23 protein-coding genes are annotated in these 26388 nt (G+C 72.5%); 14 read left to right on the top strand and 9 right to left on the bottom strand.

From position 1 onward, the window contains the following. Nucleotides 1-72: 72 nt before the first annotated feature. Nucleotides 73-1002, top strand: coding sequence for a hypothetical protein (locus MCAG_RS11755; RefSeq protein WP_007073191.1), 930 nt, complete (start codon nucleotides 73-75; stop codon nucleotides 1000-1002). Nucleotides 1003-1533: 531 nt separating this feature from the next. On the opposite strand, the gene MCAG_RS11750 is transcribed toward MCAG_RS11755, so the two are convergent. Further along, nucleotides 1534-2877, bottom strand: coding sequence for an MFS transporter (locus MCAG_RS11750; protein ID WP_304412190.1), 1344 nt, complete (start codon nucleotides 2875-2877; stop codon nucleotides 1534-1536). Nucleotides 2878-3037: 160 nt separating this feature from the next. Here MCAG_RS11750 and MCAG_RS11745 point away from each other — a divergent pair, with 160 nt between their 5' ends. Then, nucleotides 3038-3805, top strand: coding sequence for a phosphoglyceromutase (locus MCAG_RS11745; RefSeq protein ID WP_007073189.1), 768 nt, complete (start codon nucleotides 3038-3040; stop codon nucleotides 3803-3805). Between the two features lie 106 nt (nucleotides 3806-3911). Here MCAG_RS11745 and phoU read toward each other — a convergent pair whose 3' ends face one another. Then, nucleotides 3912-4565 (bottom strand): phosphate signaling complex protein PhoU, encoded by a 654-nt coding sequence (gene phoU, locus MCAG_RS11740; protein WP_036376918.1) that lies wholly within the window; start codon nucleotides 4563-4565, stop codon nucleotides 3912-3914. Between the two features lie 214 nt (nucleotides 4566-4779). On the opposite strand from phoU, the gene MCAG_RS11735 reads away from it, so the two are divergent. After that, complete coding sequence (locus MCAG_RS11735) at nucleotides 4780-6090, top strand: cell wall metabolism sensor histidine kinase WalK (protein ID WP_036373155.1); 1311 nt, start codon at nucleotides 4780-4782, stop codon at nucleotides 6088-6090. 13 nt (nucleotides 6091-6103) lie between these two features. Further along, the gene (locus MCAG_RS11730; RefSeq protein WP_007073186.1) at nucleotides 6104-6787 is read left to right on the top strand and encodes a response regulator transcription factor; all 684 of its coding nucleotides are present in this window, start codon (nucleotides 6104-6106) and stop codon (nucleotides 6785-6787) included. Nucleotides 6788-6844: 57 nt separating this feature from the next. On the opposite strand, the gene MCAG_RS11725 is transcribed toward MCAG_RS11730, so the two are convergent. Continuing rightward, a complete protein-coding gene (locus tag MCAG_RS11725) occupies nucleotides 6845-7519 on the bottom strand; it encodes a response regulator (protein ID WP_036373152.1) in 675 nt (224 codons plus the stop codon). Beyond that, nucleotides 7516-9147: an ATP-binding protein gene (locus MCAG_RS11720; protein WP_036376915.1), complete on the bottom strand. Its 1632-nt coding sequence runs from the start codon at nucleotides 9145-9147 to the stop codon at nucleotides 7516-7518. Before MCAG_RS11720 ends, MCAG_RS11725 begins: the two co-directional genes overlap by 4 nt. 105 nt (nucleotides 9148-9252) lie before the next feature. Here MCAG_RS11720 and MCAG_RS11715 point away from each other — a divergent pair, with 105 nt between their 5' ends. The 4 genes from MCAG_RS11715 to MCAG_RS11700 are packed head-to-tail and all read left to right on the top strand — an operon-like array spanning nucleotide 9253 to nucleotide 12766. Continuing rightward, complete coding sequence (locus tag MCAG_RS11715) at nucleotides 9253-10260, top strand: tripartite tricarboxylate transporter substrate binding protein (RefSeq protein ID WP_036373150.1); 1008 nt, start codon at nucleotides 9253-9255, stop codon at nucleotides 10258-10260. After that, nucleotides 10257-10874 carry a tripartite tricarboxylate transporter TctB family protein gene (locus MCAG_RS11710; RefSeq protein ID WP_007073182.1) on the top strand — a complete coding sequence of 206 codons (618 nt, stop codon included), beginning with the start codon at nucleotides 10257-10259 and terminating at the stop codon, nucleotides 10872-10874. Before MCAG_RS11715 ends, MCAG_RS11710 begins: the two co-directional genes overlap by 4 nt. Then, on the top strand, nucleotides 10875-12377 hold the full coding sequence (locus tag MCAG_RS11705) for a tripartite tricarboxylate transporter permease (RefSeq protein ID WP_007073181.1): 1503 nt from the start codon (nucleotides 10875-10877) through the stop codon (nucleotides 12375-12377). After that, nucleotides 12374-12766: a universal stress protein gene (locus MCAG_RS11700; RefSeq protein ID WP_007073180.1), complete on the top strand. Its 393-nt coding sequence runs from the start codon at nucleotides 12374-12376 to the stop codon at nucleotides 12764-12766. The genes MCAG_RS11705 and MCAG_RS11700 overlap by 4 nt, the downstream gene beginning before the upstream one ends. Before the next feature lie 18 nt (nucleotides 12767-12784). On the opposite strand, the gene MCAG_RS11695 is transcribed toward MCAG_RS11700, so the two are convergent. Continuing rightward, a complete protein-coding gene (locus MCAG_RS11695; RefSeq protein ID WP_007073179.1) occupies nucleotides 12785-13591 on the bottom strand; it encodes a hypothetical protein in 807 nt (268 codons plus the stop codon). 75 nt (nucleotides 13592-13666) lie between these two features. Here MCAG_RS11695 and MCAG_RS11690 point away from each other — a divergent pair, with 75 nt between their 5' ends. Continuing rightward, nucleotides 13667-14611, top strand: coding sequence for a Ppx/GppA phosphatase family protein (locus MCAG_RS11690; RefSeq protein ID WP_007073178.1), 945 nt, complete (start codon nucleotides 13667-13669; stop codon nucleotides 14609-14611). Between the two features lie 107 nt (nucleotides 14612-14718). Then, nucleotides 14719-15525, top strand: coding sequence for a sugar phosphate isomerase/epimerase (locus MCAG_RS11685; RefSeq protein ID WP_198141539.1), 807 nt, complete (start codon nucleotides 14719-14721; stop codon nucleotides 15523-15525). 57 nt (nucleotides 15526-15582) lie between these two features. Here MCAG_RS11685 and MCAG_RS11680 read toward each other — a convergent pair whose 3' ends face one another. Genes MCAG_RS11680 through MCAG_RS11670 form a run of 3 tightly spaced genes read right to left on the bottom strand, consistent with a single transcriptional unit; the run spans nucleotide 15583 to nucleotide 17629 of the window. Next, nucleotides 15583-16155: a CGNR zinc finger domain-containing protein gene (locus MCAG_RS11680; RefSeq protein WP_007073176.1), complete on the bottom strand. Its 573-nt coding sequence runs from the start codon at nucleotides 16153-16155 to the stop codon at nucleotides 15583-15585. Between the two features lie 18 nt (nucleotides 16156-16173). Next, nucleotides 16174-17340: a glutathionylspermidine synthase family protein gene (locus MCAG_RS11675; RefSeq protein ID WP_007073175.1), complete on the bottom strand. Its 1167-nt coding sequence runs from the start codon at nucleotides 17338-17340 to the stop codon at nucleotides 16174-16176. Nucleotide 17341: 1 nt separating this feature from the next. Beyond that, a complete protein-coding gene (locus MCAG_RS11670) occupies nucleotides 17342-17629 on the bottom strand; it encodes a hypothetical protein (RefSeq protein WP_232290137.1) in 288 nt (95 codons plus the stop codon). Nucleotides 17630-17726: 97 nt separating this feature from the next. Between MCAG_RS11670 and MCAG_RS11665 the strand changes: the two genes are divergently transcribed. From MCAG_RS11665 to MCAG_RS11650, 4 genes are all read left to right on the top strand, one after another. Next, the gene (locus tag MCAG_RS11665) at nucleotides 17727-18647 is read left to right on the top strand and encodes a proline dehydrogenase family protein (protein ID WP_007073173.1); all 921 of its coding nucleotides are present in this window, start codon (nucleotides 17727-17729) and stop codon (nucleotides 18645-18647) included. Between the two features lie 66 nt (nucleotides 18648-18713). Next, nucleotides 18714-19514: an alpha/beta fold hydrolase gene (locus MCAG_RS11660; protein ID WP_007073172.1), complete on the top strand. Its 801-nt coding sequence runs from the start codon at nucleotides 18714-18716 to the stop codon at nucleotides 19512-19514. Next, complete coding sequence (locus tag MCAG_RS11655) at nucleotides 19507-20079, top strand: TetR/AcrR family transcriptional regulator (RefSeq protein ID WP_007073171.1); 573 nt, start codon at nucleotides 19507-19509, stop codon at nucleotides 20077-20079. The genes MCAG_RS11660 and MCAG_RS11655 overlap by 8 nt, the downstream gene beginning before the upstream one ends. A gap of 83 nt (nucleotides 20080-20162) precedes the next feature. Continuing rightward, complete coding sequence (locus tag MCAG_RS11650) at nucleotides 20163-21476, top strand: hypothetical protein (protein ID WP_050777935.1); 1314 nt, start codon at nucleotides 20163-20165, stop codon at nucleotides 21474-21476. Between the two features lie 75 nt (nucleotides 21477-21551). Here the strand turns inward: MCAG_RS11650 and MCAG_RS35910 are convergent, their stop codons facing one another. After that, nucleotides 21552-26144 (bottom strand): FG-GAP-like repeat-containing protein, encoded by a 4593-nt coding sequence (locus MCAG_RS35910; RefSeq protein ID WP_157548004.1) that lies wholly within the window; start codon nucleotides 26142-26144, stop codon nucleotides 21552-21554. Nucleotides 26145-26388 lie beyond the last annotated feature (244 nt).

The following is a 26388-nucleotide window of genomic DNA, read 5'->3' as shown; positions in this document are numbered from 1 at the left end:
GCCGCACCGCGCGGGTGCGGCATAGGGCCCACCGCGCGCCGAGGACGGACTGTCAAGGAGCGTGAGCATCCCATGGCTCAGCGGAACAGCTCAGGTCGCGGCGGGACTGCGACCAGGACGAAACGGCAGACGGGCAACCAGAACCCGAACACCCCGACCATCTCCGAGTCGGAGATCTCCCGGATGCGGGTGGACGACATCCGCGGCCAACTGCGCCGTCGGGGCGTCGCCGGGATCTCCGCGCTGCGTAAGCCGGAGCTGGTGAAAACCCTGGCCCGCACCCTGCGCGCCGAGGGCCGTGGCGCGGCGCGGCGCGGCACCGGGCCTGCGGGCCGGGCCAGCGGCACTAAGGCCACGGCCGCGAGCAGGGCCTCCGGGGGTACGCGCAAGGCGGCCCCCTCCCCGGCGAAGGCGACGTCGGCACGCGCCAAGGCGGCCCCCTCCCCGGCGAAGGCGACGTCGGCACGCGCCAAGGCCGCCCCCTCCCCGGCACGGGCGAAGGCCGCCCCGACCCGGCGGGCGACGGGGGTCCGCGCCCGCCAGGCGGCTACCTCCCCGGCGGGGCAGGCGGGTCCCGCCCAGCGGGCGGGCGCACCGGCGCAGGCCCGCCAGGGCGCGATCCAGCGGTCGGCCATCCGGACCGGGCGGTCGTCGTCCCGGTCGGCGCGGTCCTCGCAGCCGATCACCTCGCTGCAGGATCGGCCGGAGCGTCCCGGACGCAGCCTGGTCACCACGAACCACGACGTGATCCGGCGGTGGGCGCGGGAGCGCAACGCCCGGCCGGCCACGATCGCCGGCACCGAGCGAGAAGGCCGGGCGGGCGTGCTGACGTTCAACCTGCCGGGGTACCGGGAGAGCAGCCGGGTACGCGAGATCACCTGGGACGAGTGGTTCCGGACCTTCGACGGCCGCGGGCTCAACCTGATCTATCAGGAGCAGTTGCGCGACGGCCGGCAGAGCAACTTCTTCCGTACGGAGTCACCCGATCGTGAGGACGCCTAGGGTGTTTGCGGGAAGGGCCCACGGGTAGTCCCGGTTGGCTGACACAGGGGTCTGGAGAGCGGAAACGCTGCTTCGGATGGTGGTGCTGTGACCGGCGAGACAGCCGATCCGAGTTGAATCCGCAATCAGGGCGAACTAGCTTTATTGCACGCGCCACGCTCGGAACCGTTCGGGGGAGCGGTGGATCGTTCAGATCCGTGCACGAGCGCAGGCGCAGGAACGGGTGGATCCCGCCGTTGGGGGACGGTGCCGCCCGTTGGAACCGGCGGCGCGAGCGGGCGACGCTTACGGGGGTGAGTGTCGCCCGCCGCCGCCGGCACGACGCGGGCGCCCATCACGACCAACAGGTCGAGGTGGGCGCTTTGCGTTGTTCCGTCTCCCCCGCGTTGCTGGCTCGGCGATTCGGCCGGTACGCCCCGAACGTGGACACCTGCCGTTCCTGGCTTACGTCAACTGTCCAAGATTCGAAGGTGCGGGCGGCAGGCCCGCCGGGACCGGTCACCTGGCAAGCCGAGGCTGGCGGGCGTCCGGTCACCGCGCCGGGGTGGGCTCCGGGGCGTGTCCCGCGATCGCGGGTGCGGCGACTGCGGCCTCGGCCGCCTGCGGCACCGCTGACTGGACGGCGGTGAGGGGCTCGGCCGGCTTGGCCGGTTCGGTCGGTGGGCGCAGCGCGGCGGCCCGCCGCTCCCGGGCCGGCCCGGAAACCAGATGGGCGACCGCCATCACGACGCCGATCGCCGCGCAGCCCAGCCAGAGCGCCGCGTTGCCGGCCTGTTGCCGCACGAGGCCGCCGAAGATCGGCGCGGTGGCCCCGGCGACCTGCCAGGACAGCGAGAGCACGCCCTGGTACCGGCCGCGCAGGTCGGCGGGGGAGAGTTCGGCGACCAGGGTGGAGTTCGACGGCGAGTTGAGCATCTCGCCGATGGTCCAGATGAGCACGGTCAGGCCGTAGAGCCAGGCGGCGTCGGCGAACGCGGTCAGCCCGAAGCCGACCCCCATCACCACGGCGGCCAGGGCGAGCACGTGCGAGCGGCTGCGCCCACGGATCAGCCGGGGGACGAAGAGCTGCCCGGCCACGATGAGCACCCCGTTGAGCGCGATCACCATGCCGTACGTGGACGGGCTCAGGCCGTCGTCGGCCATGGCGATCGGCAGCATCGAGATGTGCTGGAGGAAGACCACCGCGCCGAGCAGGTTGAGCGCCACGAAGCCCAGGTAGACCCGGTCGCCGAGGATGACGCGCAGCGCCCCCCGGGGGCGGGCGGCGCCGGCGGAGATTCTGCTGGCGCGGACCGGAACGCGGGATTCGGCCACCTTCACGAAGATGATTGCGGCGGTGGCCAGGGTGGTCGCGGCGTCGATCACGAACAGCAGGAGGTAGCTGGCCTCGGCGGCCAGGCCGGCGAGGACGGCAGCGCAGGCGAAGCCGAGGTTGATCGCCCAGTAGTTGAGCGAGAACGCGCGCAGCCGGTCCTGCTCCGGCACCACGTCGATCATCATGGCGCCGAACGCCGGCCGGGCCGCCTCGGCGAACAAGCCGAGCAGCAGCGCGCCGCCGGCCACTGCCCAGAGTTCCTGAGCGAAGCCGAGGGTGAGCATCATGACCGCCGCGCCGAGGTGGGAGGTGAGCAGCGTCGGCCGCCGGCCCCACCGGTCGGCGAGCATCCCGCCCAGCGTAGTCCCGACCGCGCCGCCGACGCCCCAGAGGCTGAGCACCAGGCCGGCCGCCAGTTCGTTGAAGCCGCGCTCCTGGGTGAGGTAGATGGCCAGGAAGACCAGGATGAACGAGCCGAGGCGGTTGATCAGGGTGCCGGCCCACAGGTACCAGAAGGTCCTCGGCAGCCCGCCAGTGGTGTCCCGCAACCAGCCCCGCATCGTCCGCACGCTCGCGCCCCCGCTTCGGTAATGACCGATATATCTATAACGCCTTACACCCTAGTCGCGGCGTCGCAGGTCGGTCATCGGCTTTTCCACGTGGTGGTCGTCACCGCAGGTCCCCGCGTGTCCGTTGGCGGCGTGCGGCAGGATGATCGGCATGACTGCGAGCGAAGGGCCCACCGTCGGGACGCTGGTCCTGCTGCGGCACGGCGAGAGCGACTGGAACGCGAAGAACCTCTTCACCGGCTGGGTGGACGTCGACCTGACCGCCAAGGGCGAGGCGGAGGCGCGCCGCGGCGGTGAGCTGATGCACGAGCACGGCCTGCTGCCGGACGTGGTGCACACCAGTGTGATGCGCCGGGCGATCCGCACCGCCGAGCTGGCGCTGAACGCCGCCGACCGGCACTGGATCGCGGTGCGCCGGTCGTGGCGGCTCAACGAGCGCCACTACGGCGCATTGCAGGGCAAGAACAAGAAGCAGACGCTGGACGAGTACGGCGAGGAGCAGTTCATGCTCTGGCGCCGGTCGTACGACACCCCGCCGCCGCCGATCGCCGACGACGACGAGTGGTCGCAGGTCGGCGACCCCCGGTACGCGCTGCTGCCCACCGAGCTGATGCCGCGCACCGAGTGCCTCAAGGACGTCGTCGAGCGGATGCTGCCGTACTGGTACGACTCGATCGTGCCGGACATCCTGGCGGGCCGGACGGTGCTGGTGGCCGCGCACGGCAACTCGCTGCGCGCCCTGGTCAAGCACCTCGACCAGATCTCCGACGAGGCGATCGCCAAGCTGAACATCCCGACCGGCATCCCGCTGCGCTACGACCTGGACCCGCAGTTGCGCCCGCAGGTCCTCGGCGGGACGTACCTCGACCCGGCCGCTGCCAAGGAGGCCGCAGCGGCGGTCGCCAACCAGGGCCGCTGACCGTCAGGCAGGGCCCCTTGTCATCGCTTCGGCGATGACAAGGGGCCCTGCCTGACGCGTGCCGCCGTCGGCGTGGCGCGTGGCGCCCGTCGGGCGGTGCGTGTGCTCACTCGGTCGCGGCGGCGGGCTCCCCGGTGATCAGGTAGACGACGTGCTCGCCGGCGTTGACGGCGTGGTCGGCGAACCGCTCGTAGAAGCGGCCCAGCAGGGTGCCGTCGATCGCCGTCTCCACCCCGTACGGCCAGTCGTCGCTGAGCAGCACCCCGAACAGGCTCTTGTGCAGGTCGTCCATCGCGTCGTCGTCGCGGTCCAGCTCGGCGGCGAGGTCCGCGTCGGGCTTGGCCAGCACCGAGCCGATCTTCTCGGCCATCCGGTCCGCGACCGACGCCATGTCGACGAAGATCGGCCGCAGCTCCGCCGGTACGGCCGGCGAGGGGTGCCGGCGCAGCGCGGTCTTCGCGACGTGGTCGGCCAGGTCGCCCATCCGCTCCAGGTCGGCGGCCACGTGCAGGGCGGTGATCATGGCGCGCAGGTCGGAGGCGACGGGGGCCTGCCGGGCCAGCAGGTCGCAGACCCGCTCCTCGACGTGCCGGTACAGCTCGTCGATCTCGGCGTCCCGCTCGATCACGTTCTCGGCGGCCCGGCGGTCGGCGGTGAGCAGGGCGTGGGTGGCCTGGCGCATGGCCGCGCGGATGGCCTCGGCCATGTCCACCAGCAGCTGGCTGACAATCTGGAGGTCGGCCCGGAACTCGTCGCGCATCATCACGTCCTGTGGTCGGTGGTCGCCGGCCCGATGGGGTACGGGCGCCGGCGCAGGCTCTGGCAGGGTGCGCGACCACCGTAGGCCGGGGGAGATGATCGGAGGTGAACGCCGGTGAACGACGCGGGACCGAGGAGTGAACATTGCCGGAAGCGAGAGCGTTTCATCCTGTTTGTGGCGATCTTCGGGTGAACAATGACCCTACGATCGCCCGGTGGAATGGGCGGTGACGACGGCGGTGGTCGTGGCGCTGGTGGCCGGACTGGCCATCGGTTCGCTGCTGCCCCGGCTCGTACGGGCGTGGCACCGCCGCGGCCCGGCCGCCGGACGCGGCGGCGCCGGCCGCCTGTCCCAGACCAGGGGGAGGCCCGTGATGGTCGACGATCAGCAGGCGGGCCTCTCCAGCCTGGGCCGCCGAACCGTGGACTCGCTGCGGGCCGGCGTCGTGGTGCTCGGCCCCGACGACGTGCCGGTCCTGGTCAATCCGGCGGCCCGCGCGATGGGGCTGCTCCGCACCGGGGCCACGCCCGGCTCGATCGCCGCGCACCCGTTGATCCGTACCCTCGCGGGTCAGGTCCGGCGCACCGGCGTGCGGCGCGAGATCGAGCTGGACCTGCCGCGCGGCCGCGACGCCTCCGGCCCCGACCCGCTCGGCGTGCACCTGCGGGCGATGGCCATCGGCGGCGGGCACGTGGCCGTCGAGGCGGCCGACGTCACCGAGTCGCACCGGCTGGCGCGGGTCCGCCGGGACTTCGTGGCCAACGTCAGCCACGAGCTGAAGACGCCTATCGGTGCCCTGCAACTGCTCGCCGAGGCGCTGCTGGACGCCACCGAGCCGGCCGGCGCGGCGGCCCCCGACCTCTCCGAGGACCTGGTCGCCGCGCGCCGGTTCGCCGAGCGCATCCAGCACGAGTCGACCCGGCTGGGACGGCTGGTGCAGGAACTGCTGGAACTGACCCGGCTCCAGGGGGCCGAGCCGCAGCCTGCCCCGGAGCCGGTCGCCGTCGACTGGGTCATCGCCGAGGTGGTCGACCGCACCCGCACCACCGCCGCCGCCCGACGGGTCGAGGTAATCACCGAGGGTGAGCGCGGCCTTACCATGTACGGCAGCGACTCCCAGCTCGCCACCGCCGTGGCGAACCTGGTCGAGAACGCCATCACCTACTCCGGCGAGGACACCACGGTCCGGGTCGCCACCCAGGCCGACGACGAGCACGTCACGATCTCCGTCGCCGACCAGGGGATCGGGATCGCGCCGACGGACGTCGAGCGGATCTTCGAACGGTTCTACCGGGCCGACCAGGCCCGCTCCCGGGCCACCGGCGGCACCGGCCTCGGCCTGGCCATCGTCAAACACATCGCCAGCAACCATGGCGGCCGGGTCGAGGTGTCGAGCACTCTTGGTGGTGGGTCGACGTTCACCCTTCGGCTGCCCGCCCGTCCACCGGACGACCTGCTGCCGACACCGTCACCCGGTGGGATCGAGGCCGGCCCGGCCGAGCCTCGGCAGGTCCGACCGCTATGAAAGGAATACCCCGTTGAGCCGCGTTCTGGTGGTCGAGGACGAGGAGTCGTTCTCCGACGCCCTGTCGTACATGCTCCGCAAGGAGGGCTTCGAGGTCTCGGTCGCGGCCACCGGCCCGTCCGCCCTCACCGAGTTCGACCGGACGGGCGCGGACATCGTGTTGCTCGACCTGATGCTGCCCGAGATGTCCGGGACCGAGGTGTGCCGGCAGCTCCGCCAGCGCTCGCACGTGCCGATCATCATGGTCACCGCGCGGGACAGCGAAATCGACAAGGTGGTCGGCCTGGAGATCGGGGCCGACGACTACGTGACCAAGCCGTACTCGCCCCGGGAGCTGGTGGCCCGGATCCGGGCGGTGCTGCGCCGGCAGAGCCCCGACGTGGCCGAGTCGGGAGCGCCTACCCTGGCGGCCGGCCCGGTGCGGATGGACATCGAGCGGCACGTGGTCACCGTGGACGGGGGCACCGTCCAGCTCCCGCTCAAGGAGTTCGAGCTGCTGGAGCTGTTGCTGCGCAACGCCGGCCGGGTGTTGACCCGGGGCCAGCTCATCGACCGGGTCTGGGGCGCCGACTACGTGGGCGACACGAAGACCCTCGACGTGCACGTCAAGCGGCTGCGCTCGAAGATCGAGCCGGAGCCGTCCGCGCCGCGTTTCATCGTCACCGTCCGGGGCCTGGGCTACAAGTTCGAGCCCTGATCGGCCGCCCGGCGGGCCCCCACCGGCCGGGCCCGGCCGCCTGCCGGGCGGACGGGGTCATCCCGTCCAGCGGTAGCGGCGCTCCGGCCGGCCGGCTACGCCATACCGCAGGCTCACCTCCGCCCGACCGGTGTCCGAGAAGTGCTCCAGGTAACGGCGGGCGCTGACCCGGGAGATCCCCACCCGGTCGGCGCACTCGGCGGCCGAGAGCGTGCCGGTGTGCTCGCGCAGGGCGCGCTCGACCAGCTCGGCGGTCTCGGGGCTCAGGCCCCGGGGCAGCGCCGAGGTGGGAATGTGCGCGCCGACCCGGGACAGCACGCGGTCGACGTCGGCCTGGTCGCTGACCACGGCAGCCCGGGGCGAGTTGCGCCGGGCGGCGTACTGCTCCAGCCGGGCCCGCAACTCGTCGAAGTGGAACGGTTTGAGCAGGTAGTTGACCGCGCCGTAGCGGACCGCGCGACGGACGGCCTCGGCCTCCCGGGCGGCGCTGATGACCAGGACGTCGCAGTCGTGCCTGGCGGCGCGCAGCCGGGTCACCACGTCCAGGCCGAACATGTCCGGCAGGTAGAGATCGAGCAGCACCAGGTCGGGGCGGAGCTCGTCGACGGCGGCAACGGCCTGCTCCCCGGTGCTCGCGGTGCCGACGACCCGGAAACCGTCGACGCGCTCGACGAACCCCCGGTGGATCCGGGCGACCATGAAGTCGTCGTCGACGATCAGCACGTCGATCATGAGACCGCCTCCGCGACGGCGGTCACCGACATCCGGGCGGTGAACATGGCACCCTCCGTGGTGTTCGTGACCGCGACCTCGCCGCCGCGACGCTTGCACACCAGCCGGGTGAGCGCCAGCCCGATGCCGCGCTCCCCGCCCTGCGCCGCCTTCGTGGTGAAGCCGTGCGTGAAGACCTCCTGGGCGAGTTCCGGCGCTACCCCCGGCCCGGAGTCCCGCACGACGATCTCGACCGACGCGGCGTCCCGGCGCAGCTCGACCTCCACCCAGGCTGGCCGGTCGCCGTCCCGCGCCGTCCCGTCCGCGACCGCTTCCACCGCGTTGTCGACCAGGTTGCCGAGCACCGTGGCGACGTCCACGGCCAGCCCCGGCTCCAGCCGGTCCAGGCCGGTCCGTTCGGAGATCCGCAGCTCCACCCGTCGCTCGGCGGCCAGCGCCGACTTCGCCATCAGCAGCGCGGCCACCGCCGTGTCGTGGATCCGGCTGGTCACCGTGAGGTCCAGCGAGGCCCGGTGCTGGCTCAGCGCGTCGACGTACCGGACCACCTCGTCGTGCTCGCCGATCTGGATCAGCCCGGAGATGGTGTGCAGCTGGTTGGCGAACTCGTGGGTCTGCGCCCGGAGCAGCTCGGTGGTGCTGCGGAACGACCCGATCTCCCGTTCCAGCCGGGCCAGCTCGGTGCGGTCCCGCAGGGTGGTGACCGAGCCGAGCCGACGGCCGTCCTTGACCACCGTCATCCGGTTCATCACCAGCACCCGACCGCCCCGGACGACCACCTCGTCGCGCGCCTCCGGGTCGCCGGTGCCGGCCAGCACGTCCCGCAGCCGGCCGGAGATCCGCAGGTCGGCGAGGCTGCGGCCGAGGCACTGCTCGGGCAGGTCGAGCAGCCTGCTGCCGACCGCGTTGACCAGGGTGACCCGCTGCTGCGGGTCCAGGGCGATCACCCCCTCGGCGATGCCGTGCAGCAGCGCCTCCCGGTGCTCAGCCAGCCCGGCGATCTCCCGGGGCTCCAGTCCCAGCGTCTGCCGCTTGATCCGCCGGGCCAGCAGCCACGACCCGACGACCCCGAGCAGGCTGGCGATGCCGAGGTAGGTGAACAGGTACGACGACGCGCCGACCAGCCGCGCCGACCAGCTCGGCGCCGCCTCCCCGATCACCACCACGCCGAGCTGGTCGCCGAGGTTCTCCGCCCCGGCGCCGAGCACCGGCACCTGGGCCACCAGTTCCCGTGACCCGCCGATCGCCAACTCGCCCGACCAGCTTCGCCCTCGCACCACCCGGGGGTCGCCGAGCACCAGCGGGGTGCCCACCAGGGTCGGGTCGGTGGAGCTGATCACCCGGCCCCGGGCGTCCGCCACGGTCACCGAGGTCACCCCCGACTGGGTACGCGCGTTCTGCACCAGCGGGGCGACCAGTTCCGCCGGCGCTGGCGTGTTCAGCCGGTCGCGCAGCAGCGGGCTGCCGGCGAGTTGCTCGCCGAGGGCCGCCACGCGCCGCCCCTCGACCCGGTTGAAGGTGGCCGCCGACTGGGCCAGCGACACGGCGGCCACCGCCACCAGCACGACGACGATGATCGCGAGCTGGAGGACCAGCAACTGCCCGGCCAGGGTGCGGCGGGGAGTGACCACGACCACAAAGACCTCAATCTCCGCTGGTGACAGAAGGCAGACGGCACGCCCGTCCGGAAGCCATCATCTTGCCGCCGGACCCCTTCGAAACGGAAGAGAAACATGATGGCAACTCGGAGAAACGTGCTGGTCATGGGCGTCGCCGCCGTCACGGCGCTGGCGCTGGGCGCCTGCGGTGCCACCGCCGACAGCGCCAAGGGCGGCTCCGGTGGCGGCGGCGGGCCGGCGACCGGCCTGCGGATCATGGTGCCGAACACCCCCGGCGGCGGGTACGACACCACCGCCCGCACCGCCGCGAAGGTCATGGAAGACGCGAAGATCGCCACCGGGCTGCAGGTGTTCAACCTGCCCGGCGCCGGCGGCACCGTCGGCCTCCAGCGCACCGTCAACGAGAAGGACAACGGCAAGCTCGCCATGCTGATGGGGCTGGGCGTGGTCGGTGCCTCGTACACCTCCAAGTCGCAGGCGACGCTCACCCAGACCACCCCGCTGGCCAAGCTCATCGAGGAGGCCGGCGCGATCGTGGTGCCGAAGGACTCGCCGTACCGGACGATCGGCGACCTGGTCACGGCCTGGAAGGCCAACCCGAAGGGCCTCGCCGTCGGCGGCGGCTCGTCGCCCGGCGGCCCCGACCACCTGCTGCCCATGCAACTCGCGAAGACCGTCGGCATCGACCCCCGCCAGGTCAACTACGTCTCGTACGACGGCGGCGGTGAGCTGCTGCCGGCCCTGCTCGGCGGCAAGGTGGCCTTCGGTGCCAGCGGCTTCGGCGAGTTCCTCGACCAGGTCGAGGCCGGCCAACTCCGGGTCCTCGCGGTCACCAGCGAAGCGCCGGTCGAGGCGCTGAAGGACGTGCCGACGCTCAAGGCGTCCGGCATCGACCTGGTCTTCACGAACTGGCGGGGCATCGTGGCGCCGCCCGGCATCTCCGACGCCGACAAGCAGGTGTGGATCGACGCGCTGACCAGAATGCACGAGTCCGCGCAGTGGAAGGCCGAGCTGACCAAGCGCGGCTGGACCGACGCCTTCGTCACCGGCGACGCCTTCGCCACCTTCCTCACCGAGCAGGACAGGTCGGTGGCCGACCTGCTCAAGCAGCTCGGGCTGGCATGATCGGCCAGGCGACCCGACCGGACGCCGGCGGCGCGCCGCCGGCGTACCCCGAACGGGAGCCGGACCGGCCCGGGGCGGACGACGCCCCGCCGCCGGGCGGTGTCACGCAGGCCGCGCAGGCCGCGGCCCCGGGCGGCGACCGGGCCCAGTACGGGGTCTGCGCCTTCCTCGCGCTGGTCGGCGGCCTGGTCATCGCGGACGCCCTGCGCATCGGGCACGCGATCAGCCCCGCCGACCCGATCGGCCCGAAGCCCGTGCCGATCCTGCTCGGCGCGCTGCTGCTGGTCGTGGCCGTCGTCTACGCCGTTGACGTGGTACGGGGCGGCCGGGGCGAGCCGGAGGCCGGCGAGGACGTCGACCTGACCACCCCGATCGACTGGCGGACCGTCCTGCTGCTGATCGGTGCTTTCCTGGTCAACGCCGTGCTGATCGACCGGCTCGGCTGGGTCATCAGCGGGGCGCTGCTGTTCTGGGGCTCGGCGTTCGCGCTGGGCAACCGGCACCACGTGCGGAACCTGCTGATCGCCGTCGTGCTGTCGCTGGTCACCTTCTACACGTTCGCCATCGGGCTCGGCGTCAGCCTGCCCGCCGGCGTGCTGCAAGGGATCCTGTAGATGGACAACCTGAGCAACCTGCTCGACGGGTTCGCCAACGTGGTGACCCCGATGAACCTGCTGATCGCGCTGCTCGGCGTGACGATCGGCACCGCCGTCGGCGTGCTGCCCGGCATCGGCCCGGCCATGACCGTGGCGCTGCTGCTGCCGGTGACGTACGGGATGGAGCCCACCCAGGCGTTCATCATGTTCGCCGGCATCTTCTACGGCGGCATGTACGGCGGCTCCACCACCTCGATCCTGCTCAACACCCCCGGCGAGTCGTCGTCGGTGGTGACCGCGATCGAGGGCAACAAGATGGCGAAGGCGGGCCGGGCCGCGCAGGCCCTCGCCACCGCCGCGATCGGCTCGTTCGTCGCCGGCACCATCGCCACCCTGCTGCTGGTCGTGGTCACCCCGCCGGTCGTCGCGTTCGCGATCGGCCTCGGCGCGCCGGACTACTTCGCGCTGATGCTGCTGTCGTTCGTGGCGGTCACCGCCGTGCTCGGCGCGTCCCGGGTGCGCGGCTTCGCGTCGCTGTTGCTCGGCCTCGTCATCGGCATGGTCGGCATCGACATGGTCAGCGGCCAACAGCGGCTCACTCTGGGCGTCCCGCAACTCGCCGACGGCATCGACGTGGTCGTGGTGGCCGTTGGCATCTTCGCCGTCGGCGAGGCGCTCTGGATCGCCGCGCACCTGCGCCGCCGGGCCGCCGAGGTGATCGAAGTGGGCCGGCCGTGGATGGGTCGCCAGGACTGGCAGCGGTCGTGGAAGCCGTGGCTGCGCGGCACCGCGTACGGGTTCCCGTTCGGTGCGCTGCCGGCGGGCGGGGCGGAGATCCCCACCTTCCTGTCGTACGCCACCGAGAAGAAGCTCACGAAGCACCCGGAGGAGTTCGGCCGGGGCGCGATCGAGGGCGTCGCCGGGCCGGAGGCCGCGAACAACGCCTCCGCCGCCGGCACGCTCGTGCCGATGCTGGCCATCGGCCTGCCCACCAACGCCACCGCCGCGGTGATGCTGGCCGCCTTCCAGCAGTACGGCATCCAGCCAGGCCCGCTGCTGTTCGAGCGGGAGTCCGGCCTGGTCTGGACGCTGATCGCCAGCCTGTTCGTGGGCAACCTGCTGCTGCTCGTGCTCAACCTGCCGCTCGCGCCGGTCTGGGCGCGCCTGCTGCGGATTCCCCGCCCGTACCTGTACGCCGGCATCTTGTTCTTCGCCTCGATGGGCGCGTACGCGGTCAACGCCGCGCCGTTCGACCTGTTCCTGCTCCTCGCGCTGGGCCTGCTCGGGTTCGGCATGCGGCGGTTCGGGCTGCCGATCCTGCCGCTGATCGTCGGCGTGATCCTCGGCCCGCGCGCCGAACTCCAGGGCCGGCGGGCGCTGCAACTGTCCGGCGGCGAGCTGCACGGCCTGCTCGGCGGCTGGGTGTCCTGGTCGATCTACGCCACGATCGCCGTGGTGCTGCTCTGGCCGCTGATCGGCCGCCATGTCGTACGCCCCCTGCGGGAAAGGTTGATCGGATGACGGTGTTGGTGGGGTACGTGCCCTCGGCGCTGGGCGAGGCGGCGCTGCGGGCCGCCGTGGAGCAGGCCCGGTTCCGCGACGAGCCGGTGCTGGTGGTGAACACCTCGCGCGGCGACGCGTACGTGGACCCGCGTTTCGCCCAGGAACCCGACCTGGACCGGGTGGCCCGCGAGCTGACCGCCGCCGGGGTGCCGCACACGATGCGGCAGCTCGTGCGGGGCCGCGACGCAGCCGAGGAGATCGTCGACATCGTCGAGACGGAGAACGTGTCGCTGGTGGTGATCGGCGTCCGGCACCGTACCCCCGTCGGCAAGCTGATCATGGGGTCGACGGCGCAGGAGATCCTGCTCCGGGTCCCCTGCCCGGTGCTGGCCGTCAAGGCCGGCTGAGCTGCTGAGCCGCTTTCCCTACGCGCTGGCCGGGTGGGGGGCGACCTGGCCCTGCCGCAGCCGGGCCGCGCACAGCTCCGCGAGCTTCGCGTACGCCTCCGCGCCGACCAGCGCGGTCAGCTCCGGGCCGTACGAGACGTACATCGGCTCGGTGCCGACGTGCGCGTCCGTCGACGAGGTGCACCACCAGTCGAGGTCGTGCCCGCCCGCGCCCCAGCCCCGCCGGTCGAACTCGGCCAGCGTGGAAACCAGCACCTTCGTGTCGTCCGGCCGCCGGTGCCACTCCTGGTCCCGGCGGATCGGCAGCTGCCAGCAGACGTCCGGCTTGTACTCCAGCGGGTGCACCCCGTCGCGCAGGGCCTGGGCGTGCAGCGCGCAGCCGCCCCCGCCGGGAAAGTCGGCGTCGTTGAGGAACACGCACGGGGCGTCGGCGGCGCGGGTGGCGGTGCGCCGCGCTGGGGTCTTGCCGTCGACCGTGTCGCTTTCGGTCCAGTTCTTGATCCCACGCCGAAAGTGCTGCCAGTGCTGCGGGGTGAGCCGCTTGACCGCCGCGCGGACCCGCTTCTCGTCGTCTGCGTCGGTGAAGAAAGCGCCGTGCGAGCAGCAGCCGTCGGCCGCCCGGCCGGCGACGATGCCGTGGCAGCCCCGGCCGAACACGCAGGTCCAGCGGGACAGCAGCCAGGTCAGGTCCGCCCGGATCACGTGCGTGGCGTCGGCCGGGTCGACGAACTCGATCCACTCCCGGGGAAAGTCCAGCCCCACCTCGCTGCTGCGCGGGTCGTCGGGGTCGTTCACCAGGACCTGAATCTCGATCTGGCTCGTCACTCGGACCAGCGTACGCCCGGTGTCCCCGGTCGCACCGGCGAGCCGCCGAATCGGCCAGGCCCTACTGTCTTCACCATGCGACTGGGAGTCCTCGACGTCGGTTCCAATACCGTGCACCTGCTGGTGGTCGACGCCCACCACGGCGCGCACCCCTGGCCGGCGCACTCGGAGAAGGTGGTGCTCCGGCTCGCCGAGCAGATCGGCCCGGACGGGGCGCTCGCCGAGGCCGGGGCGGACGGGCTGGTCAAGGCGGTCAGCGCGGCCCGCGCCTCGGCGACCCGGCTGGGCAGCGACCACCTGCTCGCCTTCGCCACCTCCGCCGTGCGTGACGCCACCAACGTGGCCGAGGTGTTGGCCCGGGTGCGCGAGGCCACCGGCGTACGGCTGGAGGTGCTCTCCGGCGCGGACGAGGCGCGGATGACGTTCCTCGCGGTCCGGCGCTGGTTCGGCTGGTCGGCGGGCCGGCTACTCGCGTTGGACATCGGCGGCGGGTCGTTGGAGATCGCCGCCGGTATCGACGAGGACCCGGACGTCGCGGTCTCCCTGCCGCTCGGCGCGGGCCGGCTGACCCGGGACCGGCTGCGGGTCGACCCTGGCAGCACGGAACCGCCGCCGGCGAGGGCCGTGGAGGAGCTCCGGGAGTACGTCGACGGGCTGCTCGATCCGGTGGTGGAGAAGATGGCCGAGGTGGCCTGGGAACGCCCGGTGGCCACCTCGAAGACGTTCCGCACCCTGGCCCGGCTGGCCGGGGCGGCCCCCTCCGGGGCCGGGCTGTGGGTCCGGCGCAGCCTGACCCGGGACGGCCTGCGGCAGGTGCTCGGGTTCGTCCGGCACATCCCGCCGCGCCACCTGTGCGCGCTGGAGGGGGTGAGCGTCGACCGCGCACATCAGCTACTGGCCGGTGCGGTGGTGGCCGAGGCGGTGATGCGCCGGCTCGACGTGCCCGCGCTGGACATCTGCCCGTGGGCGCTGCGGGAGGGGGTCATCCTGCGTCAGCTCGACCGACTCACCGAGGGCTGAGCGCGAGGTGATGGAATGTAACGACCCGGCGACCCCATGCTGCGATACGGGCGATTTGCGATTGCTCGTCACGATGTCGCAACGTCCGCCGGGCTACCCTGGCAGCTGTGACTTCCCGCGTCCCGGTGCTCCTGTCCACGTCCTCGGTGTTCCCTGAGCGGACCGCGGCGGCGTTCCAACTCGCCGCGGCGCTCGGGTACGACGGCATCGAGGTGATGGTCTGGACGGACGCCGTCAGCCAGGACGCCGGCGCGCTGCGCGGCCTCGCCGAGCACTACGGCGTGCCGGTGCTCTCCGTCCACGCGCCCTGCCTGCTGGTCACCCAACGGGTGTGGAGCACCGACCCGTGGGAGCGACTGCGCCGGGCCGCCGAGCTGGCGGAGACCCTGGAGGCGCCCACCGTCGTGGTGCACCCGCCGTTCACCTGGCAGCGCGACTACGCCCGCAACTTCGCCGACGGGCTGGACCAGGTCGCCGGGAGGTTCGGCGGGCTGCGCTTCGCGGTGGAGAACATGTATCCGGTGCGGATGGCCGGCCGGCAGTTCGTCCCGTACGTCCCCGGGTGGGACCCCACCGAGACCGGCTACCCGTCGTACACGCTCGACCTGTCGCACTGCGCCGCGTCGCACACCGACGCGCTGGCCATGGCCGACCGGATGGGCACGGGCCTCGCCCACGTGCACCTCGGCGACGGCACCGGCGAGGGGCGCGACGAGCACCTGGTGCCGGGGCGCGGCGGCCAGCCCTGCGGCGAGCTGCTCCGCTCGCTGGCCGGGCGCGGTTTCACCGGCTCGGTGGCCGTGGAGGTCACCACGCGGGGCGCGAAGAGCCGTGCCGACCGCGAGGCGGACCTGCGCGAGGCCCTGGAGTTCGCCCGCGCGCACCTGACCGCCCCGTCCCCGGTCGACGCCTGAACCGCCTCGGGCCCGGCTGCTCCACCGGGCCCGGTGGAGCAGCCGGGCTGGCGCGTCTCAGCTCACCGGGGTCAGCGCAGGGGCCGGGGCGGTGGCCTGCTGCTCGCCGATCGCCGCGCGCTTGCGGGCCCGGTGCGCGGCCACGTGCGAGCGGGTGGCGCAGCGCTCCGAGCAGAACCGCCGGCAGCAGTTCGACGAGGTGTCCAGGTAGACGTTGCCGCAGCGCTCGTCGGCGCAGACCCCGAACCGGGCGCTGCCGTACTGGCAGAGCCACACCGACAGGCCCCACACCGCGCCGGCCAGGTACTCCGCGCTCACCGACGCGCCCCGGCTGGTGACGTGCATGTGCCAGTCGCTGGAGTCGTGGCCGGAGATGCGCGGCTGCACCGGATACGCCTCCAGCAGCGCGTTCAACTCGGCCACCGCCTGGGCGTCACGCCCCGAGGTGCCATAGTCGAAGATGTCCCGCAGGCGCTTCTGCGCCCGCCGGAAGATCGCCAGGTCCCGGTCCGCGACCTCGTCGCGCATCCACGCGTTCTCGTCGGGGAAGAGGGCCCGCAGGTCGTCGAGGTCGTCCAGCCGGGCGTTGACGAGGTCAACCCCGGTCCGGGCGTACGCGTCGAAGTTCACCCCACAACGGTAGACGACTCACGGGAGTCGCGGCGTGTCGATGTAGTGTGGCAAGAACCGGGCGTAGTTGTCGGTGATGAGGCTCGCGCTCTCCCGCAGGCCGGCGCCGGCCGGCCCGCCGTCGACGATCCAACTGCCCAACACCACGTGGCTGCCGTCGAAGCGCGGCAGGGCCCGGAACTCCTGGTAGCAGAATCCCTCGTCGCCGTAGTCACCCGGGTTGCTGACCTCACCGCCGGCCGTGACGATCCGTACCGACCCGCCCTCCCGGCCGAGCAGCGGCTTCGCCACGTACTCGGTCATCCCGCGCGGCGAGTCGAGGTACGCGGGCAGCAGGTACTCGTGCCCGGGGTACAGCTCCCAGAGCACGGCGAGCAGCGCCTTGTTGGACAGCAGCAGCTTCCACGCCGGCTCGATCCAGGTGGTCGGGGTGCCCGGCTCCAGCGCCAGTGGCCCGTACGGTTCGGCGAGCATCCACTCCCACGGGTAGAGCTTGAAGCAGGTGGTGACCGGCCGGTCGGCGGCGTCGACGAAGCGCCGGCCGTCCCACCCGATGTCCTGGATCGGCAGCAGTTCCGCCTTCAGCCCCGCCTGCCGGGCGGTCTCGGCCAGGTACCCGGCCGTGATCTGGTCCTCGCCCGACTCCTCCTCGCCCGACCAGGCCACGTGCACCTGCCCGTCGTGCAGGCCCGCGCCGATCCGCGCCCAGGCCGCGACGAGGCGCTCGTGCAGGCTGTTCCACTGGTCCGCCTCCGGGTGGGTCTCCTCCAGCCAGAACCACTGCACGATGCTCGCCTCGACCAGCGAGGTGGGGGTGTCGGCGTTGTACTCCAGCAGCTTCGGCGGCCAACTGCCGTCGTAGCAGAGGTCGAACCGGCCGTAGAGGCTCGGCGGGGCCTCGCGCAGCGAGCGGGCCACCGCCTCGGCCGCCCAATCGGGGATGCCGAACTCCGCGTACCGGCCCCGGGCCACCACGTGCTCGGCGGCGGCGACGCACATTCGGTGCAGCTCGGCGGTCGCCTCCTCCAGCCGAAGCACCTCCTCCAGGCCGAGGACGTACGCGGCGGTTTCGTCCCAGTACGACATGATTCCGCCGTCGGGCAGCTCCGTGTCGACGTAGACCAGGCCCTGCGAGCGGACGGTGGCGTCCCAGCCCGGGCGCGGGGTGGCCGCCTCGCGCCGCACGTCAGCCGCCGCAGGAGGCGAGGTGGGTGCCGAAGCCGCCGCGCTCCGGCACGGCCGCGGCGACCGGTCGGGAGCCGGCGCGCGCGGCGTCGGTGGTGGCGGCGGTGGCCGGCACGTGCATCGCCAACGCCACGGTCGTCCCGCCGCCGACCGGCCCGAGCGCGCAGTCGTCGTCGTCATCGTCGTCGGCGGAGGACGTGTTGCAGCCGGAGAGGGCGAGCGCGAGGGCGGTCAGCGCGCCGAGCTGCACGGTGGCCGACCGGAGCCGGCGTCGGGGGCGTTGTTCCACGGCATCGTTGTAGCCGATCCGCGCCACGTCACCCGCGCCGGGGCTTGGCGGTGCTGCCGCCCGGCGGGATGGCGCCCTCGGGCGTTACGCTCAGCTTATGCTCCGTTCCGTCATCCTTGCCGCGTCCCGGTCATCCCAGGTTGAGCGGCTCGTCGCGACGGCCCCGTTCACCCGGGACGTCGTCCGCCGGTTCGTCGCCGGCGCCGGCACCGACGACGCGTTGCGGGCGACCCGTGAACTCGTCGCCGACGGCCTCGCGGTCACCCTCGACAACCTCGGGGAGGACACCGTCACCGGTGAGCAGGCCATCGCCACCCGGGACGAGTACCTGAAACTTCTGACGCTGCTGTCCGATGCCGGGCTCACCCCGGCCGCCGAGGTCAGCGTGAAGCTCTCCGCGCTCGGCCAGCGGTTCGACGAGCAGCTCGCGTACGACAACGCGCGGGCGATCTGCGTGGCGGCGGAGGCGGCGGGCACCACGGTCACCCTTGACATGGAGGACCACACCACCACCGACTCGACGCTGGACACCCTGGCCCGGCTCCGTAAGGACTTCCCGTCGACGGGGGCGGTGCTCCAGGCGTACCTGCGGCGGACCGAGTCCGACTGCCGCGAGCTGGCGTACGCCGGGTCCCGGGTGCGGCTGTGCAAGGGCGCGTACCGGGAGCCGGAGTCGGTGGCATACCAGGCCGCCCGCGAGGTGGACAAGTCGTACGTGCGCTGTCTGAACATCCTGATGTCCGGCGACGGGTACCCGATGCTGGCCACCCACGACCCGCGCCTGATCGCCATCGGCGAGGACCGGGCGCGCTGGTTCGACCGGGGGCCGGACCGGTTCGAGTTCCAGATGCTCTACGGCATCCGGCCGGAGGAGCAGGCCCGACTGGTCGGTGACGGCTACACCGTGCGCACCTACCTGCCGTACGGAACCGACTGGTACGGCTACCTCATGCGCCGGCTCGCCGAGCGCCCCGCGAACCTGGCCTTCTTCGGCCGGGCCCTGATGTCGAAGAAGTGACCGCGACCCCACGTCGGCTTGAGGTCAAGCTTGTCAAGTTTGGCTAACCAGGCTAGCTTTTAAGCTATGAACATTAGCCAGGTGGAGCGGGACGGCGGGCGGATCGCCTACGAGGTGCACGGGGACGGCCCGCTGGTGATCCTCTCGCACGGCATGGGGGAGAACCGGGCGGCCTTCCGCCACCTGGTCCCGCTGCTGGTCGACGCCGGCTACCGGGTGGCGGCGGTGGACGTGCGCGGGCACGGCGCGTCCAGCTCCGGCTGGCCGACGTACGCCCCGGCCGAGGTCGGCGCCGACCTGCTGGCCGTCGTCCGCGCCCTCGGCGGCGGCCCCGCCACGCTGCTCGGTAGCTCCTCCAGCGGTGCCGCCGTGGTCTTCGCCGCCGCCGACGCCCCCGAACTGGTCCGCGCGATCGTCCAGGTGGGCGCGTTCGTCGCCGAGCCGAAGCTGAACCCGGTCGTGCGGCTGGCCGTGGCGGCGGTGCTGCGCAGCCCTCGACTGTTCGGCATGTTCCACCGCAGCCTCTTTCCCTGCGGCCGACCGGCGGACTACGCCGCGTACCGGAAGGCGATGGTGGCCAACCTGCGCGAACCCGGCCGGATGACGGCGATGCGCGGGGTGGCGGCCCCGGTCGAGCCGCGCTGGACCACGCGGGCCCGCGAGGTGCGCCAGCCGGTCCTCGTGCTGATGGGCGCGAAGGATCCCGACTTCCCCGACCCCGGTGCCGAGGCCCGCGCCGCCCGGCGGCTCTTCGCCACCGCCGAGGCGCGGATGATCGACGACTCCGGCCACTACCCGCACGCCGACCGGCCGGCCGAAACCGCCGCCCAGCTCGTCGCCTTCCTGAAGGCCACCGCCGGTGCCTAGGGCCGGGCTCAACCAGCAGGCCGTGGTGCGGGAGGCGGCCCGGCTCGCCGACGAGGTCGGCCTCGACCGGCTCACCCTCGCCGCGCTGGCCGGCCGGCTCGGCGTCGCCCTGCCCAGCCTCTACAAGCACGTGAAGGGCGCGGACGCGCTGACCCAGAAGCTCGCCGCGCTGGCCACCGCCGAGTTGGCCGACGCGTTCACCGCAGCCGCCGTCGGCCGCGCGGGTGGCGACGCGCTGCGCGCCGTCGCCGCCGCCTTCCGCGACTACGCCCGCCGGTACCCCGGCCGCTACTCCGCCGCGCAGCGCGCGCCCGACGCGGGCGACCCCGACCACGTCGCCGCCAGCGAGCGGGCCGTCGGCGCGATCTACGCCATCCTGCGGGGGTACGGCCTGGACGGCGACGCCGCCGTCGACGCCACCCGGATGCTCCGCAGCGCCCTGCACGGCTTCCTCACCCTGGAGGCGGCCGGCGGCTTCGGGCTGCCGCGCGACGTCGACCGCTCGTACGACCAACTCGTCGCCGGCCTCGACGTGGCGTTCCGTGCCTGGCCGGGGCGGGGCTGACCGGTGCCCGGCCCGCCCCGGCGGTGGCCCGCCGGGCCGTGGCGCGTTCGCCCGACCCGCCCGGAGGTCGTACCCTTCGCCGGGTGACCGACGGCTTGGACGGCATGCACCGGTGGGACCAACCGCGACGGCGTCAGCCCTGGCCACTGCGGGCCGCACTCGGCGTGGTGCTGCTGTTGCTCACCTGCGGCCTGCCGACGGTGCTGCTGGCCGGGGTGCTGCGCGAGGCCGCAGACCGGCCGACGATCGGTCGTCTCGGGCCCGCCGCCTCCGACGACCCGGCGGTCCAGGCCGCCCGGCAGCTCGGCGAGCGGATCTCCGGCCAGCTCGACCGCCAGGCCGCCGCCCTGCTCGGCGGCGACCGGGCCGGGTTCCTCGCCGTCGCCGAGCCGGCCGCCCACCCCGCCCTCACCCGCCGGTACGCAGCCCTCCGGGCGCTGCGGGTCACCGTCTGGCGGCCCGAGCAGACCGGCCTGCCGACCACCGTCGCCGGGCGGCCCGACGAGTGGCGGATCCTGGTCCGCTTCCAGTACTGCTTCGTGGTGCCCGGCTGCCGGCCGAGCCCCGTGCTCATCGGCACCCGGTGGCGGGACTCCGGCGGGCAGGTCCGGCTGGTCGCCATGGAGGAGTCCCGGTCCGCCGAGACCGGCACCCGGCCGTGGGAGGTGAGCGACCTGACCGTCGCGGTGGGCCCGCGTACCGTCGTGGCCACCACCCCGGCGCTGCGCGGGAAGCTTCCCGGTTTGCTCCGGCAGGCCGAGGCGGCGGCGCGGATCGCCGACGGGTACGCGGTCGCCGGGCCCCCGCCCGACCGGTACCGGGTCTTCTACGCCGGGAAGGCGGAGTGGCTGAGCTGGTACGGCGGCGGTCGTCCGGAGTGGACCGGCGGGTACGCCGTCACCGTCGGCGGCGGCCACCACGAGGTGGTGCTCAACGCCGACGAGCTCTCCGCCACCGGCGCCGACGACCTGCTCCGGCACGAGCTGACGCACGCCGCGTCCCTGCCCGAGCGGGGTTACCCGGGCCGGGAGACCTGGTGGCTGGTGGAGGGGCTGGCCGAGTACGCGGGGGCCGGCGGAGCGCCGGTGGGCCGGTACGAGGGGCTGGCCGAGGTACGCGAGCTGCTGGCTCCGGGCGGTGGCTGGACCGGCCGGCTCAGCGACCTCACCCCGGCCGAGGACGCCTCCGCCCGACGCGTCGGGGGCAGCTACGGCGTCGGCTACCTGGCCGTCCGGCACCTCGTCGACCGGTTCGGCGAGCAGCGGGTGCTCGCCTTCTTCAAGGCGGTGGTGCACGACCGCCGCACCCCGGAGGAGGCGTCCGGGGAGGCGTTCGGCGAGCCGTGGGCGGCCCTGCACGACGAGTGCGTCGCGTACACCCGCGCGGCGGCCCGCTGAACCCGTCGTCCGCCTCGTACCTGACGACGGTAGGGGCGGAGAAGACCTCCGCCCCTACCGTGACGCGGGGAGACGTCAGAACGCCCGGCGCTCGGTCAGGAAGTCGCCGATCGTGTTCCAGGCCAGACCCAGTGACACCTTGGGCCCGACGGACGGGTTGCCGGGCGTGCTGGTGTTGGGCCAGACCCACAGCTCGTCGCCGATCTGGGCGAGCACGTCCGGTCGGCCGTCCCCGTTGTAGTCGACGACCCGCTTGTCGGTCGCGGTGGCGAAGCCGGCGGCCACCTCCTGGCTGGTTCCCCGGCTCGGCGTGCCGCCGGCGGGAGTGGTGTTCGGCACCCACCAGAACTTGTCACCACTGATCGAGAAGCCGACGATGTCCGCCCGCCCGTCGCTGTCGAAGTCGGCGGTAGTGGTGGTGGGCAGCGTGTCCCACGCGGTACCGAGGGGCACGAGGGAACCGACGGACGGGTTGCCGACCGTGCTGGTGTTGAGCCAGACGTACATGACGTTGTTGCTGCCCCGGCCCAGGATGTCCGGCTTACCGTCCGAGTTGTAGTCGGCGATCATCTGCTTGGTGATGCCACCCCATCCCGACGACACCTTCTTGCTGGTCCCGCGCTGCGGCATCCCCCCAGCGGGGGTCGTGTTCGGGACCCACCACAGCTCGTCGCTATTGCTGGAGTAGCCGACGATGTCGGTCCTACCGTCGCCATCGAAATCGGCCGGCGCGATCCGGGGAAGACTGTCCCAGTTCACGCCGAGCTTGTCGGCGGCCACGACGAGCGGGGTGCCGACGCTGCTGGCGTTCGACCACGTCCACAGCTCGTCGTTGACCCGCCCGACGACGTCCGACTTCCCGTCGCCGTCGTAGTCGGTGACGAACGGGTCGGTGATGTTCGACCACCCGGCGGAGATGCGCTTGCTGCCGCCCCGCGACGGGGACTGACCCGGCACCGTCGTGTTCGGCGTCCACCAGAGCTCGGCGTGGGAGGTCGAGAAGCCGAGGATGTCCGACCGGCCGTCGCCGTCGAAGTCCTCCACCGGAAGGTTGCTGGCCCGGGGGAAGGTCAGTGTCCGTGACCAGGTCTGCGCGTTCGCCAGCTCACCGGCGAACCAGCCCCCGTAGCTGCTGCCACCCGTCTTGTGGCTGCCCATCCGGTACCCGCCGCCCGCGCTCCAGGTCGACGAGTGGGCGCCGTGGGCGCTTCGGATTCCATTGAGCATTATCCATATTGCGCCCAAGGACTTCTGGAAGGTGACCGTGACGTGTGTCCACACGCCGAGTCGAGCGGTGTTGGGCGCCGAGATGGCGATGTCCCATACCGGTGCCGCGACGTCGGTGCGCGGCATGGCGAAGCGCCAGGACTTGTCGGTGGCGTCCGTGTAGAGCTTGAACCCGGCGGTGTTGACGCCGTCCTGGGACAGAATCGTGCCGCCGAGCGAGGAGGGCTTGACCCAGGCGGAAAGGGAGAAGTCGTTGTTCGTGTTGACGGCTGGGGTGGGGGTGGTGAGGCTCCCGCTGGTGCCGTTGAACACCGCGTCGGGGTCGAACATGTCTCCGGTGCTCCAGCTGACGCCGGTGGCGCCGCTGGCGTGGAGGGTGCCGACGGTGTCACGGGCCGTGCTCACGGTGCCGCTGTCGGCGTCGTTGAGCTGCCAGCTGTGGTCGGAGGTGATCAGGGTTTGAGTGGGTTGGGCTGCGATGGTGCCGGTGCCGGCGGCGAGGCCGGCGACCTTCCAGAGGGTGAGGCTGCCGCCGGTGCCGGTGGTCCACAGGTCGGGGGTGCCGCTGTTGTCGGCGTCGGCGGCGCGGAGGGTCACGTTCGCACCCGCGTTCCAGGCAGCGGACAGGGCGTACGGGTGGTAGGTCAGCTGTCCGGTGCCCGGGTCGACAGTGAGATCGGTCCACAGGTGCAGGGCACCGGTGGTGCGGTTCCACAGGAACATGGCGGTGCCTGTGGTGAGCTGGGCGGTGGCGAGAGTCCAGTTGTTCCAGTCGGTGCCGCCGGCCGGGGTCAGGGCGGTGGTGTGGAAGGCGCCGAGGTAGCCGTTGGGCGTGCCCAGGTTCGGGTAATACGTGAGGTGGTAACCGCCGGTGGCGTCCCCGCTGGTGCCGACGAGATCGGGATACGGGGAGTCGAGCCGGCGGCTGTCACCGGCGTTGGCGAGTTGGAGGGGAAGGTTGCCGTCGGGGTCCAGTAGCTGGTCGGGGCCGATGCTGTACTGGTTGCCGCTGAGCTGGGCCTGGATGACGGAGCCGTCGCCGTTGGCGCGCAGGACGCCGGCACTGCCGGGGTCGCTGCCGGCGGGGTGGTAGACGAGCACGTCCTGGAGGCCGGTGCCGGTGAATCGGCCGGTGAGGGCCTGGGCGCCGTCGAAGTCGGCGGGGGAATTGTCGCCGGTGACACCGTTGCCCCGGGCACCGATGTCGGTGCCGGTGACGGAGGTGCCCTCGGTGTTGCCGACGCCGAGCCAAAGCCCGGAGGGCAGGCCGTTGGCGGCACCGACGGTGAGCAGGTCGGCGGTGCCGTCACCGGTGAGGTCGGCGTCGACGGCGGTCGCGGCGGGGTTGGCGTTGAATGTGACGCTGGCCGACTCGCCGACGTTGCCGCCGGCGGACACGCTCGTCACGGTCAGGGTGTTGGTGAACCGGCTGGGAGAGATCGAGACACTGGCGTTGCCACTGGCGTCGGCCAGGACGTCGACCGGTGCGCTGGCGTTGAGTTGGTAGACGTATCCGCTCGGGACTGTGCCTGTCGCGGGCGGGGCGATGGTGAAAGTGGCGGGCTGGCCGACGGTGCTCGCGGCGGGCGCCGTCACCTCCGGCGGGCCTGCGCGGGTGGGATCGAAGGTGAACCGGCAGGTGGCCGACCAGTTGCTCGGGGTGCGGAAGTCAGTGGCCTGGACCTTCCAGGAAAAGCCGGTGGCCGCGCCGGCGGCTGCGGTGCGCAGGGTCGCCACCGGAACGACCAGCACCGCCGTGCTGCCGGAGGGGTAGGTCAGCAGGTTCGGGTTGGAGGACGCGACCGCGGTCTGCGAAGTGTCGGAGGTCTTCCAGATTGTGAAGCTGACGCCGAGGGTGCCGCCGTTGCGGTCGGAGACCGGGGCGTAGAGAGACACCGAGCCGTCGCCGACGACCGTCGGGGTGCTCGCGGTGCAGGAGGTCTTGGGGGATGTGGTCATACCCGTCGGGGTGTTGGGCTTGTGGTTGTAGCGGATGGTGAGGGTGGGGCTGGTTTCGAGGAACTCTTTCCAGCTCTGGGTGTCGCTGGCCTCGTTCGCGGCGATCATCCGCAGGGTGCGGGTGGCCTTCTGCGCGGTGACGTCGGCTTCGACCTGGCTGGTGATGTCGAAGGAGACGGCGGCGGCGTCGCAGCCGCTGTAGCCGTAGGCGAAGCTCTTCGACGCGGCGAGCGGGCCGTTGCTGATGCCCTCCCAATGGTTCCAGGTGGCGTTGGAAGAGCTGAGGGTGGTCGCGGGTGCGTAGACGTTGACGGTCTTGGCGGTGCAGTTCCAGGACCGGGTGTTGGTGATTTTGAAGATGGCGTCGTAGATCTCGGCCCCGGCGAGGGTGCTGTACGGGATCGGGAAGTTGATCAGGGTCTGGGAGCGCTGACTGCCGGAGTTGCCGACCTGCATGCGTCCGATGAGGTCCGGGGTGCTCTTCCAGTAGTTGGTGGATTGGTGCTGGTAGGAGATCGTGGCCCAGCCGGACATTTTGGGCCCCACCGGCGTCCAGGTGAATGTGGGATCGATGTAGACGGGGTAGGTCGTCGACGCGTCGGTGAGCAGGCGTTGGTTGGGGATCAGGCGTAGCGTGCCGGGGATGACCCTCACCCCGATCGGGGCGCTCCTCGCGTTCCGTCCGGGCGCGGTGGCGTTTGAGGCGGCGGCACCACGCTGCGCCGGCCCGGCGGTGGAGTCCCACATGGTGGGGGCGGGGGCGGTGAGCACGGCGTGACCCGCGCGGTCGCGCCCAGTGATGTTCCCCGCCGCGTCGGTGGTCAGGGCGACGCCTCTGGTCGACGTGGTCAGATCCAGGGTGGCCAGCCTCGGGTTGGCGGCGGCCCGGCGGTTCTTCACGACGAAGACGTGGGAGAAGCCGCCTTCGGCGGTGACCCGGACGGTGAGGTCGACCCCGGGAAGGACCTCCGAATAGGTGGCCGCCGGCCCGGCGAGGGTGGGTTTCGGCAGGGTGAACGGGGCGGCGACGGACAGGGCGCGGTCGCCGCTGACCAGTTCGGCGAGGGGGCCGGTGCCGCCGGGGGAGAGCCGGACCTGGTTCGTCGTCACCGCTGGCGTGATGCTGCTGTCGGGGTGGCGGACCAGGGTCGGGTCGAGGGTCTTCCACTGCCCGTCGACGCGGGTGCGGGTCGGCACCGCGGTCTGGGTCAGCTCGACGGTGCCGTCCGGGCGGGCAGTGACGGTGGAGGTGGACGTGGCCGCGGCGGTCGCCTCGACCGGCTTGCCGGTGCGCCGCGCCTCGGCCACGGCCCGATCGACGCCGAGCGCGCCGGCGGCTGGCTTCGCCGCAGGTCGCGACGGCGTCGCCCCGGCCGGGCGGACGGGCAGCGAGGCGAAGCTGGCGGCCAGGAGACCGAGGCTGACGCCGGCCGCCATGGCTTTCGCCCCGAGCGTCGCTCGTGGTAGCTGGGCTGCGAGCATGAAGTGCTTCCTCCCCGTGTCCGGTGGGCGCCGGGCGGCGTCCGGTGGGCGGCCACAGTGAACCAGCCGCCCATGCCTCCAGGGAACGTCCAAACTCACCATTGGTTGTCCCTTTGGAACTCTCTGCGATGGGTTTGGCCCATGTGATCTTCGCCCATCGTTACCTCGCCGTGACCTTCGGCTCGGCCGCACGTGAAACATTGTCCCCGCCACGGGGCGGGTGGTTCGACCACCCTCCGTGGCT

Origin of the sequence: Micromonospora sp. ATCC 39149 (genome assembly GCF_000158815.1) — a bacterium.
Classification (GTDB): Bacteria; Actinomycetota; Actinomycetes; order Mycobacteriales; family Micromonosporaceae; genus Micromonospora.
The sequence above is the reverse complement of the archived record's forward strand: the minus strand, read 5'-3'. Positions and strand labels throughout refer to the sequence as shown.